16 protein-coding genes are annotated in these 14,195 nt (G+C 50.9%); 1 reads left to right on the top strand and 15 read right to left on the bottom strand.

What is annotated here, in order from left to right; translation table 11 throughout:
* Positions 1–2 precede the first annotated feature (2 nt).
* The 13 genes from DWZ45_RS08190 to DWZ45_RS08250 form a co-directional block, all read right to left on the bottom strand.
* Positions 3–968, bottom strand: coding sequence for an alpha/beta hydrolase (locus tag DWZ45_RS08190; RefSeq protein ID WP_107001326.1), 966 nt, complete (start codon positions 966–968; stop codon positions 3–5).
* A 259-nt stretch (positions 969–1,227) separates the two neighbouring features.
* A complete protein-coding gene (locus DWZ45_RS08195; protein ID WP_107001325.1) occupies positions 1,228–2,400 on the bottom strand; it encodes a M14 family zinc carboxypeptidase in 1,173 nt (390 codons plus the stop codon).
* 347 nt (positions 2,401–2,747) lie between these two features.
* The gene (locus tag DWZ45_RS08200; protein ID WP_107001324.1) at positions 2,748–3,884 is read right to left on the bottom strand and encodes a sodium ion-translocating decarboxylase subunit beta; all 1,137 of its coding nucleotides are present in this window, start codon (positions 3,882–3,884) and stop codon (positions 2,748–2,750) included.
* Positions 3,885–4,446: 562 nt separating this feature from the next.
* Positions 4,447–4,836 (bottom strand): Asp23/Gls24 family envelope stress response protein, encoded by a 390-nt coding sequence (locus DWZ45_RS08205; RefSeq protein ID WP_118468531.1) that lies wholly within the window; start codon positions 4,834–4,836, stop codon positions 4,447–4,449.
* A 308-nt stretch (positions 4,837–5,144) separates the two neighbouring features.
* Positions 5,145–5,870 (bottom strand): SpoIIIAH-like family protein, encoded by a 726-nt coding sequence (locus tag DWZ45_RS08210; protein WP_118468594.1) that lies wholly within the window; start codon positions 5,868–5,870, stop codon positions 5,145–5,147.
* A gap of 20 nt (positions 5,871–5,890) precedes the next feature.
* Positions 5,891–6,571, bottom strand: coding sequence for a stage III sporulation protein AG (locus DWZ45_RS08215; RefSeq protein WP_118468533.1), 681 nt, complete (start codon positions 6,569–6,571; stop codon positions 5,891–5,893).
* Positions 6,546–7,202, bottom strand: a complete 657-nt coding sequence (locus DWZ45_RS08220) for a stage III sporulation protein AF (protein WP_118468535.1) — start codon at positions 7,200–7,202, stop codon at positions 6,546–6,548. Before DWZ45_RS08220 ends, DWZ45_RS08215 begins: the two co-directional genes overlap by 26 nt.
* Positions 7,203–7,205: 3 nt before the next feature.
* A complete protein-coding gene (locus DWZ45_RS08225) occupies positions 7,206–8,414 on the bottom strand; it encodes a stage III sporulation protein AE (protein ID WP_118468537.1) in 1,209 nt (402 codons plus the stop codon).
* A gap of 48 nt (positions 8,415–8,462) precedes the next feature.
* Positions 8,463–8,849, bottom strand: a complete 387-nt coding sequence (locus tag DWZ45_RS08230) for a SpoIIIAC/SpoIIIAD family protein (RefSeq protein ID WP_022359268.1) — start codon at positions 8,847–8,849, stop codon at positions 8,463–8,465.
* A 172-nt stretch (positions 8,850–9,021) separates the two neighbouring features.
* Entirely contained in the window at positions 9,022–9,216 is a 195-nt protein-coding gene (gene spoIIIAC / locus DWZ45_RS08235; protein ID WP_022359269.1) for a stage III sporulation protein AC, read from the bottom strand.
* A 12-nt stretch (positions 9,217–9,228) separates the two neighbouring features.
* The gene (locus tag DWZ45_RS08240) at positions 9,229–9,750 is read right to left on the bottom strand and encodes a stage III sporulation protein AB (RefSeq protein WP_118468539.1); all 522 of its coding nucleotides are present in this window, start codon (positions 9,748–9,750) and stop codon (positions 9,229–9,231) included.
* Positions 9,741–10,796 (bottom strand): stage III sporulation protein AA, encoded by a 1,056-nt coding sequence (locus tag DWZ45_RS08245; RefSeq protein ID WP_118468540.1) that lies wholly within the window; start codon positions 10,794–10,796, stop codon positions 9,741–9,743. The genes DWZ45_RS08240 and DWZ45_RS08245 overlap by 10 nt, the downstream gene beginning before the upstream one ends.
* Positions 10,797–10,851: 55 nt before the next feature.
* Positions 10,852–12,237 (bottom strand): MATE family efflux transporter, encoded by a 1,386-nt coding sequence (locus tag DWZ45_RS08250; protein ID WP_118468542.1) that lies wholly within the window; start codon positions 12,235–12,237, stop codon positions 10,852–10,854.
* Positions 12,238–12,375: 138 nt separating this feature from the next.
* Here DWZ45_RS08250 and DWZ45_RS08255 point away from each other — a divergent pair, with 138 nt between their 5' ends.
* Positions 12,376–12,597, top strand: a complete 222-nt coding sequence (locus DWZ45_RS08255) for a hypothetical protein (protein WP_107001315.1) — start codon at positions 12,376–12,378, stop codon at positions 12,595–12,597.
* Between the two features lie 27 nt (positions 12,598–12,624).
* Here DWZ45_RS08255 and rlmH read toward each other — a convergent pair whose 3' ends face one another.
* Together rlmH and DWZ45_RS08265 are read right to left on the bottom strand one after the other, a co-directional pair.
* Positions 12,625–13,104, bottom strand: a complete 480-nt coding sequence (rlmH, locus tag DWZ45_RS08260) for a 23S rRNA (pseudouridine(1915)-N(3))-methyltransferase RlmH (RefSeq protein WP_118468544.1) — start codon at positions 13,102–13,104, stop codon at positions 12,625–12,627.
* Positions 13,101–14,129: an alpha/beta hydrolase gene (locus DWZ45_RS08265; RefSeq protein ID WP_107001314.1), complete on the bottom strand. Its 1,029-nt coding sequence runs from the start codon at positions 14,127–14,129 to the stop codon at positions 13,101–13,103. The genes rlmH and DWZ45_RS08265 overlap by 4 nt, the downstream gene beginning before the upstream one ends.
* Between the last annotated feature and the right edge of the window lie 66 nt (positions 14,130–14,195).

The raw sequence follows: 14,195 nt of genomic DNA on the forward strand, positions 1-14,195 counted from the left end.
GATTATTTCTGTAAACCAAACTGGAATGCTTTCAGATTCTCCTTGTAGAATGCTGCCAGCGCGTCAGCCAGTGCCTGGAACTTCGGATCGTCGTCAAACATCCACTCATTGTGCTTGCCATCTACATAGTATAACTGCTTCGGCTCCTGTGCCAGACGGTATGCTTCTTCCGCCTCTACACGCTGATGCAGCTCGTTATAATAGCCATGACCTACAAAGACAGCACGCGGTGCGATTCTCGGAAGCAGGTCTTCTACGTTGAAACGGATGAAGCTCTCGCCGATTGCGGTGCTCATCGGGGTCGGGAACTCCTCGCCGTTATCCTTGTTGACAGAATCGCCGATACCGCCGTTGATCTCTTTTAATACATGGTCTGTATAGAAATCGCCGCTCTCTGTGATGTTCGGATAATCGGTGTACGGATGCATCAGAACCGGATCGTTGGTTGTAATTCTCTTGATACGGTCTTCTCTGAGGCGTGCAACGCTCTTTCCAAACTTATCATTTCCCATGCCGTCACGCATCCAGCGCTCGCCATTTACAAAGCTGTTCAGGGTTGCAATCGCTTTTACTTCCTTGTCACGCGCTGCAACGGTTACGCATACAGCACCGCCGACACCCCATCCAAGAAGTCCGCAGCGTTCCGGATCTACTTCCGGCTGAATCTGCATAAAGGTAAATGCGTTTGCCACGTCTTCAACCTCTGTCTCAAGGGTTGTGTACTTCGGCAGGCATGGATGAACATTCTCACTCGGCTTAAATCCTCTGTAATCGAAGCCCATGCATACAAATCCTCTTGCTGTTAAAGCTCTTGCAAACAGTGCCGGATAGCACTTATTAACGCCGGTCCATCCAGAGTTACACAGAACTGCTGGTCTCTTCTCGCCCTCTTTGTAATCATCCGGGAGATAAATATCTCCTACCATCTTTGCGCCTTCGCTGTAGAATACAACTTCTCTTGTTTTCATGTTGAAATCCTCCATTTCATTTAATTTGTTCTTTTTTGTCGGTTATGGAATTTTTGTTCCTTTTGTGATTTTATATTAGATCATGTTGCAGAATTTGTCAACCATATTTTTGAAAAAAGAATGTATTTTCCGTTTTGTATAGTTTTAGCTTCCTGTTTTTGTTGATTCGTCCCAAATCTTGAAACAAAAAAGGATGTACGACCACTTCCAACTCCAGTCGCACATCCTTTTTCTATCTAATCTTCATTTTATTCCATCATCAATGTGTCGCCACATAATATCCCAGCGTTGCCGGGACTGCCTTATTCTGGTTCCAGATCGCCGGATATTCCGAGAAAGATACCGGGCAGGTGGAACGTCCTACCTCGATCGTGATACCAGGGATGCCTGCTGCCTGCTGCAGCCAGTCCTTCAAGCCGCCGACGCCCTTGCTTCCAAGAACGGAATAACCATTCAAGGCATGAACAGCGTTTGCCAGCGCCTTGGACTCTGCCGCTTTCTGGTTGTTCTGCGTATCCCAGTAAATCACATTTCCCATCGCATGATAGTTGATAACCGCATTGAATCCCGTTCCCTGAATCAGGTTCGCGATTGCCTGGCTCTCCGGCTCTGACAGTGGGTTGGTTCCCTTATAACCATTTGCAGACGGATGGGTTAAAGACACATTGATTCCCTCCCAGTTTGCTGCAAAGTTATAGTTCAGATCGACACCGCGTGCATTCGCCTTCCAGCGTCTCATATACTCTTCATAGCTGACCGTTGTCCGGCTGGATGCCTTGTCCGCCGCGTACGCCGCCTGCATCGTCTGGCGCAGTTCCTCCGACTGGATACCATTCTCGCCCATCTGGCTGATCGTGACTCCATCCGGATTCAGCATCGGCACAAAATGAAATGCCACCTGTCCCAATATGTTAGAAAGCGGTTGCGTCATATAGGTACCATTATTCGTAAATCCAGCTGCCAGATACTCGAGCTGCTGCATCATCAGCGGTACAACGATATACTCTCTGGCATGAATCGCCCCCTGGAACAGAATCTTCTTGGATGCGTTCGGATTGCCGACAATCACATCGTAGATATCACGTCCGTCCGCCGATTTTCCGATCGATTTCACTGTCACCGTTCCCGGATAACGGCTTGCCAGCGCCGAAATATCGTTTACCATCTGGCTATAGGAATACTTGTCCACCGGATTGACAACCGGATTGGATAACGTCTGATTATAATAGGAATTATCCGCCTGCTGTCCCGCATTCGCGTTCGTGGTTCCCGGACCGCCCGGTCCGATCACTGGTGCTGCCGCTGCCGGATCATCCGCCGGTCCTGCATACGCTGTAACTGCCGATAAGCTGCTGCACACAACTGACAGGGATAAACAAGTTGCCAAAGCGCCTTTTCGCAGCAGGCGCTGAATTTTATTTCGTTGACTCATTCTCATGTCTCCTTCTGGCCCTTTCAAACTCTTACAAACAATGTTTCTATTATAGATTTACCTCTGTCGAATGTCAACGAACTGCATAAAACTGAAAGAAAAAAGAAAGATACTTTTTCCAATTTATATTTTACTTTAACTTACCTAAAATCAGCACCACTGCCGTAATAATCAGGACAACGACGAAAATTCCCGCCATTCCTTTTCCCATAATTGCCAGCGAAATCAAAAAATTATTCCACATCCGATATTTTCCTCCATCTCAATCAGTGCAATGGCTGTCTCTTGATTTTTCATCATTCAAGTGCAGCCTTCCTTTTCCATTTTATCTGCCCGACAGACCTATATTACAAATACTGGCTTACCAGCTTAATAACCAGTCCGCCCGCGATGACCGAGGCGATCTGCCCCGATACATTGGCGCCGACCGCATGCATCAGGATAATATTTCCCTTTTCCTCCTCCATCGCCAGCTTCTGCACCACGCGTGAGGACATTGGGAATGCAGAAATGCCCGCCGCACCGATCATCGGATTGATTTTCGTCTTCAAAAACAGGTTCATAAATTTAGCAAACAGCACACCGCCGATCGTATCAAAGATAAATGCAATCAGACCGATTCCCATAATCAGAAGCGTGTCAACCCGCACAAACGCATCCGCACGCATACTGAACGAAATCGTGATGCCAAGCAGCAAGGTAATCAGGTTTGCCAGCTCGTTCTGTGCCGTCTGGGAAAGTGCCGGAAGCACGCCGCACTCGCGGATCAGGTTTCCAAACATCAGAAATCCGACCAGCGCCACCGATGCCGGAGAAATCAGTCCGACAATGATAGTAACTACAATCGGAAATGCGATCTTGGTCGTTTTGGACACATTTTTCGGACTGTAGGTCATGTGAATCCGGCGTTCTTTTTTCGTCGTCACCAGACGGATCGCAAATGGCTGGATGATTGGCACCAGCGCCATGTAGGAGTACGCCGCCACCGCGATCGCGCCCACATAGTTGGAATGCATGATCTGGGAAACCAGAATGGAAGTCGGTCCATCCGCCGCACCGATGATTCCAATCGATGCCGCATCCCTGAGTTCGAATCCCATCAGCGATGCCGCACAGATCGCAAAGAAAATGCCAAACTGCGCCGCCGCACCAAATAAAAACATGATCGGCTGTGACAGAAGCGGTCCAAAGTCAATCATTGCCCCGATTCCGATAAAGAGCAGAATCGGAAGCGCCTCCGACGCGCTGATCGTCGTCTCAAACAGCCACTGTATAATACCCTGTGTCTCCCCGATGCCCTCCGTCACCTGGTTAATGACGCCGGATAATGGCAGGTTTACCATGATCGCGCCGAATCCCATCGGCAGAAGCAGCGCCGGTTCGTATTCCTTTTTGACCGCCAGCCAGATCAAAAGCCCGCCGATCAGATACATCACAACCTGCTGCGGCGTGATCGCCATGACGCCTTCCCATAAAAATTCCATGTTGTTCCTCCTGTTAATTTTGTTTTCCTTCATAAATATTCTGTTTCCTGGAGTCCCTTGCCAGGATACACCTGCTCTGGCAGCTGTCTTTCTTCGCGCCAGACATGCATCCATGCGAGTGTTTTTGTTTCATAGGACACAATTTCCTATGAAACATGAAAAAGAATGTGCCTTGGCACATTCTCGCGCCGAGCGCGGTCGCTTGCGACATGTTTCTGCTTCGCGCGAGTGCGCATCCTCGCGGAGCGTTTTTTGTTTCATAGGACGCAATTTCCTATGAAACAAAAAAGACTTTCAGCATACGTTTCATCCACATATGCTAAAAGTCTTGTTCCTCACATTTGAATCATACGGCATACGCTTTTTGTTACAAAAGCACACTGCCATCTGACTTACGCAAGGCATGTAACCATGAGGTTTACTATCCTCAGGGTCTGTTGGTTACATGGTTATAACTACTCCCTTTTAACGCGATCATCATATCATACGGTTTTTTCCCCGTCAAGGTCAAACTGAGTATTTTGTGTTAAGAAAATGAAAAGCTACGAAAACACGAAACCTGCTATGCTTCCGCCGGCATATTGACACCCGCGATCTTAATATTAACTTCCAGAACCATCAGACCGGTCATATTTTCAATCGCTGTCTTTACTTTGTCCTGCACCTTTTCACTGACTGCCGGGATGCTGTAGCCATATTTCATATTTAAGGACAGATCCACAACCACGTGATCCTCGGTTACGGTCACTTTCACGCCCTTGCTCAAATTTTTCATGCCGAGCTTTCCGACCAGTTCATTTGTGATATTGCCAGCCATCGAATCGACACCGTCTACCTCGGTCGCTGCCAGACCTGCGATGATCGCCACTACCTCATCAGCAATTTTCACTTCTCCAATGCGGTCCTTTTCATATACGATATGTGTGCTTCTATCTTCTGCTTCTCTCGCCATTCCAAATCCCTCCTGACCACTTCCATGTACGTCCGGAATCTTCTCTTCCCACAAAAAAACAGATGCTCGAATACTTCCAGAAATACATTTCAATTAAGTGTTTTTATTATACCAAAAATACAGGAGTTTGCAAAGGCATTTCCGGTTCGAATCTCATCCGAGTTACTGTTCACGCATACGTGCCCAGTAACGGAATTTGCCGTGGCTTCGCATTTTAATACGGCAAATTCCTGCTGCCACCACGTTTTCTTACAGCACTTTCGGTTCCAAAAGTGCCTACCCGTGAACATTAACTCATCCGAACTTCCTCAATCTCCCAGGTTTAAAAGGGAAATCACGATATTTTCCGCCGATATCTCGGTTTTCCGTTTTACAATATCCTCTATCTGCGCGCGCTGCGGATCTGTGATGGACGGCGCGTTGACAACGACATCCACTTTTCCATCCGTGATGCTGACAACCGGATCGGCAAATCCTTTCGCCATCAGAAGCGTTTCCGCTGCATTTTCCTTCTCCGCTATCGCATTGAGTGCCAGCATATCCTGAACGGCTGCCTCTTTTGCCGACGCATCCAGATTTTCATTGTTAATCAGGGCATTCAGCGCTTCGCGGCTCTTGGCGCGGATCTGTTCACGGCTGAGCTGTACATTGGCTATGTACTCTGCCACGCCGGTTCCGCCTGTCAAAACCGCCTCGCCCGGGTTATCGACTGCCGGATTGTCCGCAGATGCCTCCTCTCCGTCCGCCGCCCCCTGCGCTGTGCCCTCCTCACTGCCTGCTGCCAGCGGATCACCCTCTCCCGGATCGTCAAGACTTGCAATCTCCTCATATTCACCGTCCGCCACGCTTCCGGACACCGCCTGATTTTCCGAATATATATCGCTATCTGAAATCTTGGTCGCCCCCGCTTCATATGTATCCGCCCCCGGCAGATCGGATTTTCCCGCATAGTTGAGATACCCCGCCGCCGCAATCATGATCGCCAGCGTCGTGATGATGATTTGATTTCTCCTGAAAACGCGTTTCATCTTCATTCTCATATTTGCATACTCCTTTATTCCACCCGCTTTAATACTTTTATTTTATGTGCCGGCAGTCCGAATAATGCCTGCATCGCTTCCGAAATTTCCTTCTGTACCGACGCATTTCCTCCTCCCTGTGCGCTGATCACGATACCGGAAATCTCCGGTGCCAGCTCTTTTTCAACTACCGGTTCCCCGCTGCCTGAACTTCCCGCCAGCACGGTGCTCTCCCGCAGCGATTCATCCGCCTGCTGCCGCGTACCACCCGAAGAATCCGTCTCCGAGGTGGCCGACCGGCTTCTCTCCTTATCCACCCGCAGCACCTTTTCCGAAGAAGAAAACAGAGTCAGCATCACATCCACCTCACCCACGCCGTCCACCTTCTTTAAAACGTCCCGGATCCGCTGCTCCAGGCGAAGCTCGTAGAGGCGGTTGGCGTCCTGCCTGGATGCAGTGCCTGGCAGACCTGTTTCGACATCCGAACCACTCTCTTCTGAACTTTCATTTTTGTCCTGCCCTGCTCTATTCCCAGAGTTTGTTCCTGTTCCACTCTCCGCCCATCTTTCCCCTGACTGCCAGACTCCCGTCTCACTCGTCTTCTTCCCAAACGGCGCATATAAGATCAGAATTGCCAGCCCAAGCACCAGCAAAATCAGCCATTTTTCATTTCGTTTGACCCATTCCCTGTCAAGGTTCCATCCTGACTTCCACATGATCCGCCTCCACCTGATAAAACGATGCCAGCCGCTGCTGAAGCTCCCAAATCTTTTCCCCATTCATCCATGAAACTGCCTGCGCGGCGGCGGGTTCTCCCTGCTTCTGCTCCTGTTCAAGTGAAATTTCAATCGGGGAAATTTTTTCTATTTCAATCATCGAACTCGGATCCTCCTGTTCCGCCGCTTCCATCCCCGCCTCACTTCCCGCTACATACACCGTCACACTCCGCACCGAGGCAAATTGCTCCGACTCCGGATCTTTTTCCAGCTCTACGTCCGCCTTTTCCACGGAAAATCCCGCTTCCGCTGCCACCCGCACTGCCTCCTTGGACGCTTCCGCCTCATACTGGCTCAAAACCATATTTCTACGCCGCACCTCTATCTCATCCATCTCACTTTTCAGCTCGCCCGCTTCATTTTCAAACGAAAGAGATGTAAACAGATAATTCAGCCGCTCCTCCAGACGCAGCCCGTCCGTCAGCGGCTTCAGCACAATCAGAAGCAGGATACAGCCCGCAAACAGACGGATATATTTTTCATACTTATGTGCGGGCAAAAGCCCGGTCAGAACGGTCAGAAACACTAGATAACTGACGATATTCCCCGCCCAGTGAGTAATTACTTCCATCTTCTACCCCGCAAAATAAGCCGCGTTCGTGCTCGCACACACCACCGCGATCGAAAGCGCAAATAACACCACCGCCGAACCAGCTGCTACCAGCAAAAAATAAAATCCTTTCGCCACTGCGCCGACTGCCTCCACCACCCGGCTGTCACTGACCGGCTGCAAAAGCGCCGCGCTTCCCTGGCACCCCAGATAGAGAATTAAAAGTTTCAAAAGCGGCAAAAGCGACACCGCTGCCAGCACAAGCACTCCCCCGATGCCCACCGTATTCCGGATCAGGACGCTGCTTCCAAGAAGTACCTGCGACACTGCCGCCGCGCCCTGTCCGATTCCCGGTATCAGGCTGACCGCCCGCCGCAGCGCCGTCTGGCGCACCGAATCTGTATACGGCGCAATCATTCCCTGCAGCACATGAAAGCCCAGCACCACTCCCAAAAGCGCCTTGCTGCCCCAGCGCATCCCCTGTTCCAGCAATTCCAACGCTTTTGAAAACAAATCCTTCGAGCTTAAATGTCCCGCCAGCGACAGCAGGACATACAACTGGGTGCATGGCAGAAACAACTGTAAAAACACCCATTCCGCCACATTGACAGAAGCAAGTGTCCACGCATATCCGGCTGCTGCCGAGGTACTTCCCCCGGAAAAGGAAACAGCCAGAAAAAAAGCAGGAACCAGCACCCGGACAAATTCAAAGAGCTGCTCCAACAGTGTCCGCGTGATCCGCACCCCATTCAAAAAACTGGCGGCAAGCAGTGTAAAAATCAGAAGATACGTGACATAAAAGCCCATCTCCGATACCTGACTGTCGGCAAAGAGACTCGAAAAGCTGGCGAACACCGCTCCTAAAATTCCCAGAAGGATGACCTGCCCCATCCATCTGCCATTTTCTGAAATTTCCCGAAATAGGGCTGTCCGGCAAAAATCCATCAGCATCCGAACCACACTCTGATAATTGCCAGAGAGAAGCATCGAAAGGATTTCCCGGAATGAAAGCCCCGGGACTGCCGAACCTCCCGCTTCCCTTAAAAATGCTTCGATTCTGCTTAAATCCAATGAGTTCAGAAGAGAATCCATGTTCTCGCCAGAAACACTGAAATCCGAATCTTCGGACATCTTTTCACCATTTGCCGCCGACACCGTTAAATGATTTCCTGCCATCAAATATACACTCAAGAATATAACGCTCACTGCCCGCACAACCATCTTTGTTCCCACCGTCACCTGCTCTCACCATCTCTCCGCTTTTCTGCACTTACCACTTCCCTACGCCAAAAACTGCTTCACCGTCTCCAACAATGCCAGCAGAATCGGCATACTGACCGCCAGAATGGACAGCTTCGCAAATATCTCAATCTGTGTTCCCAGCGAACCGTACCCGGCATCCTTGCAAATCCCGGAGGCAAATTCGGCAATATAAGTGATTCCCGCCATTTTCAAAAGCGCCGACAAATACACTGGACTGATCCCGATGCAGGATTCCATCGTCCGAAGTGTTTTCAGAATCACTTCCAGCTTTCCCGCCGCATAGAAAAAGAGACACAGCCCCGCCGCCATCACAATGTACGTCCCATACTCGCCGCCTTTTCCCTTGAGCTGGACTGCCAGAAGAACTGCCGTGATCCCAAGAACCGATACGGTTAAAATTGACATTTTTTACCGTCCTTCCCTGCAATGTACTCTCGGAGTCTTTCCCGCACTCGCTTTTGCGGCTGATTTTTCGCCATCTGCACCCGAATTTCATCAACGTATGCCTCAGAAATTTGGGCACAACGGACAAAAAATCATCTCACAAAATCAAGCACAGAAAGATTCCGAGAGTACATTACAACGCAAACAATTCCTTCATCGTCTCAAACAACTGATAAATATACGGCACCATCCAGAACAGTACCAAAAGAAGACCCGCAAGACTTGTGAGAAATGCCTGTTCCTCCCGCCCGCTGTGTTTGAGGATCTGGCAGAGGACGGAAACCAGGATACCGACTGCCGCAATCCGAAATATTAGATTAACTCCCATTTTCTTCCCCACTTACATCAACAACACTGCCAGAAACAGCCCGCCTAGTATCCCAAGCCCCCAGCACAGCCGTTTCTTCTCCGGCTCTTCCCGCCGCAGCTGCTCAATCGCCCGTTCCAATTCTTCCAGATACAGTGCCAGCGTCTTTTGCTGCATTTCCAGATCGAGATACCCGATGCTGTTTCCAAACCGGCACATCAGCTCCCATTCCTCTGTTCCTAACATCGGACGAATCCCCTGCTCTTCCAGAACCGCTTCCCAGATACGCCCAAACGGACACTCTGGATTCGCTTCCAGCCGCTCTCCTGCCACCAAAAATAGCTTCCCCGCTTTTCCATCCCCGCGTGCCCCCGCCCGGCACAGTACCAGAGGAAGGACTGCCTGTGTATACCCAATCTCTCCCCGCAGTCCCGCGGCAATCCGTTTTACTTCCTCCAAAAAACGCCTCCGGCCAATCAGGCGCAATGCCTCACCCCCGCCAATCCCCGCACACGATACACATACAAGGCAGATTCCAAGCAATTTTATCCACATATGAGCTCCTCGCCAGCTGCATCATATACCGCCTCCACCGTTCCCGGTCCGCGTCTATTTCCCAGCACCACATACCGCTCAAACCGTTTTTCTTGCAAAAAAGAGGACAAGCCCGGTTTTTCCCGGATGTCCTCCATCGAATTTCCATGTACGGTTGCCAGAATCCTGCAGCCACAGTTCATCACATAGCGAAGCGCCTCCAAATCATTCTCACCGCCGATCTCGTCCACCGCGACCACCTCCGGTGCCATCGAGCGGATCAGCATCATCATTCCCTCCGCCTTGGGGCAGGCATCCAGCACATCTGTCCGGCAGCCTACATCGTTTTGCGGGATTCCCTGATAGCAGGCGGCAATCTCCGAACGCTCATCCACCACCCCGACCGTCTGCGCCCTCACTTTTCCACCATGCTGCTTCCTCATCTCCACCATTTTTCCAGCTTTATTTTCATGTCCTGCACCTGCCTTAGACCGTTCAAAGCTCCCCCTCAAAGCAGAGCCCCTATCCTTTCCCTCTTCTCCATCCGACACCATCCGGATCAGATCCCGCAGAAGTGTTGTTTTTCCGCATCTCGGCGGCGCAATCAGAAGCGTATTCCGGATACTTCCCGTCCCTGGATCCGTCAAAATCGACCGTATTTTTGCTGCACATCCTATCATCTGATGCGAAAAACGGACATTTAAAAAGGTTATCGGATGAATCGCCTTTATATGTCCGTTTTCCAGTATCGTCCTTCCAGCCACGCCAATCCGGTGTCCGCCCTGCACGGTCAGAAACCCCTGCCGGATTTCCTCCCCGTAAGCATAGAGGGAAGAACGAGCCGCGCATTGCAGCGTCTCGTCCACATCCTCCCGGCTGACCCGGAATCCACTTCCGGCTGTGTACTCTTTATTTCTATATATGTAATACAGCGGCGCGCTAACCCGCAGCCGTACCTCTTCCATTCCATCCGCCTCAAGCGGAAGCGCCAGAAGCTGCTCCCGGATATTCCGGGAGAAAAAATGAAACAGCGCTCTCACATCCTGCTTTGATTGTTCCTCCTTCATCAGCCCGTCCTCCTTACCTCAATATATGAAAGACTGGCTAAAATATACCATCCGCCTATGCATGCACGGACGCACTTTCCATCCGCCGCAGCCGTCTCCCCTCCACGCCTGCCATCGCAAGCGCCACCACGCCCGCCACAAAGTCCGCGATCGGTCCGGCATACATGATGCCGTCAATGCCGATAAACAGCGGCAGAATCACAATCAGCGGCAGCAAAAAGAGAATCTGGCGCGTCAGGGACAGGAAAATACCCTTTTTCGGTTTTCCAATCGCCGTAAACAGGTTCGACGCAATCGGCTGCACACAGTTTAAGAACGTGAAAAACAGGTAAATCCGGAAATATTTTTCCGCAAACTGGAAATACATCTCCGATCCTTCCCCGAACAGCCCGATGATCGGACGCGGAATCAACTGGAAACACGCAAAGGACACCGCCGACACCGCAAATCCCCACCTGAGCGCCAACCCATACACCTGCCGCACGCGCGCATAATTTTTCGCGCCATAATTGAAACTTGCGATCGGCTGCATACCCTGCGAAAGACCGATGACGATCGAAAAAAACACCTGATTGACCTTCGTGATAATGCCGGCACACGCCAGCGGAATCGATTCCCCATAGTCCGAATGCGCACCATAGTAGGTCAAGGATTTATTTAACACGATCTGCACCACCAGCATCGCAAGCTGATTGAAAAATGCCGCCGCCCCCAATGAGGTAATCATGCTTACATATGTTCTCTGTGGTCGAAGATGCGTCGCTGTCAGCCGTCCGTTTTTGTAACGGCGCAGATACCGGATAATCAGGATTCCTGAAAAAATCTGTCCAATGATCGTCGCCAGCGCAGCACCCGCCATTCCCATATGAAATCCAAAAATAAACAGCGGATCGAGCACCGTATTGATCAGCGCCCCGGATAAATTGTAAAGCATCGCATTGCGAGGGCTTCCGTCCGCCCTCACCAGATGCCCGCCGCCGTTGGTCAGAATCAGAAATGGAAATCCCAGAGCCGTGATACCCGTATACGTTTTGGCATACGCCAGCACATTGTCCGGCGAACCGAAAAAGCGCAGCATCGGCGTCAGGCATAAAAGCGCCACAATCCCCAGAATCACACCGCTTCCAAACAGAAGCGTCGCCGCATTTCCAATATAAAATAACGCCTTTTCCCGATCGCCGCCTCCCAGCGTCAGGTTAAAGGACGCCGCACCGCCGATTCCAAACAGAAGCGCCAGCGCCACACAGGAGATCGTCAACGGAAACGCCACGTTCGTCGCTGCATTCCCCAGCTCTCCCACGCTTCTTCCGATAAAAAACTGATCGACGATATTATAAAGGGCGCCTACCAGCATCGCGATAATACTTGGCACCGCAAACTGCCGCAAAAGCCCGACGATCGGCTCCGTACCTAGTATATTTTTCTTCTGTACCTGTTCCATGAATCTTGATTCTCCTGTCTACGTTACTGCGAACAATTATCAGTCTATCTCTCGTTACTGATAATTTTTCCTCTTTACATGCCTTCCCCGCGCATGATACACTACCATCAGTTATTAAAACGGAAAGGACTTAATCACATGAATCTTTCATCCTTACTGCAATTTCGGGACGAGTGGGCGCGTTTCAAAGCCCGCCACCCTAAATTTTCCCCTTTTCTGAAAGCCGCCTACACCCGCGCGCTGCGCGAGGACAGCGTCATTTCCCTAAAAGTGACCGCCCCGGACGGAACCGAGGTGGCATCTAACTTAAAGGTCAAAAAAGAGGATCTCGAACTGCTCTCACGCATTATGAATAGCTGATTTTTAATCACCCATCATGCATTATGTCTACTTATGATACGGTTCTCCTTTTATAATCCGGAAACTCCGGTAAATTTGTTCCAGCAAAATCACGCGCATCAGCTGGTGTGGAAAGGTCAGGCGCGAAAAGCTGATCTTCGTGTCCGCACGGTTTAACACCGCCTGCGACAACCCCAGCGAACCTCCGATGATAAACTGCAGATGGCTCTCACCTCGCACGCCCAGGTTCTCCATCCATGCCGCCATCTCCTCCGAGGAACGCTGCTTTCCATCGATCGCAAGTGCAATCACATACGCGTCCTCCTTGATATGCGCCAGAATCCGCTCGCCTTCCTTGTCGCGGATCTGCACTTCCTGCAACTCACTCGCCTTATCCGGCGTTTTTTCATCCGCCACCTGCACGATCTCCAGACGGCAGTAACGCCCCAACCGCTTGCTGTACTCCGCGATCGCCGCCTCCAGATATTTTTCCTTAATTTTTCCTACTGTCACTAACGTAATCTTCACTTTTTAAGCTCCCGTTTTAAAAATGCCAACAGATTCAGCCGCGCCCGGTCTTCCGTCTCTTTGCGTCTCGTTTTTACCTTTTTCACGACCGTTCCCTCCGGCTCCCGATGAATCCGGTAGATGATCCGCAGATATTCCGCGACCTCTTCCCATGCCTCGCGGCTCTCCGGAATCAGGTCGAGTCCCATCTGAAATACATGGAACATCCCGTCATAGACCGAGCAGCGCACCTTGACGCCCTCGGCGCGCGCCTTTTTCGCTGCCGCCCTCGTATCATCTAAAAGCACCTCATACGCGCCCACCTGCATCAGCATCGGCGGAAATCCTTCAAAATCTCCAAACAGCGGTGACAGATACGGATTTTTCGGATTGGCATTCCCGATGTAGCTGCACTGGTACAACATATTTTCCTTCGAATTACCAAACAGTGGATCGATCGTATAATTTTCCTCATACGATGCCCCGCTCAGACTTACATCCGTCCACGGCGACATCGTGATAATGCCCGCAGGAAGCGGCAGCCCGTGATCTTTCGCATACAGACAGAGCGCCAGCGCCAGACCGCCGCCCGCCGAATCCCCGGCTACCACGATCTGGGACGGCTGGTATTTCTTCTCTTCCAGAAGCCATCGGTACGCGTACACCGCATCCTCCAGCGCCGCCGGATACGGATGCTCCGGCGCCACCCGGTAGTCCGGCGTCAGAACATCCGCGCCGAAGCTGATCTGCGAATACTTAACCGCAAACCGCCGGTAAATATTTTTCATCGGACCGATATACCCGCCGCCGTGCAGCTGCAAAATGACGCGCCCCGTCACCGCCTGCTTCGGCTTCAAATATTCCATCACAAACTGTTCTGTTTTTACCAGCTCATAAATATATTCCGCCGGACATCTCCACGCCGGTTCGACCGGATTTTTCCGGAATTCGCCGGTCTGGATCGGCTTCTTTAACGATGTCTCCATCACGTCACTCATCATATCACGCGTCAGATTGCCTATCATGCTGACTGTTTTCCGACTCATGCTTCTTCCCTTTCTTTCATCCAAATTTTCAATCTTCGTATTTTTATAGATCGTTCCTTTACTGTG

The organism is Clostridium sp. AF32-7AC, assembly GCF_003477925.1.
In the GTDB taxonomy this organism is placed as follows: Bacteria; Bacillota; Clostridia; order Lachnospirales; family Lachnospiraceae; genus Otoolea; species Otoolea fessa.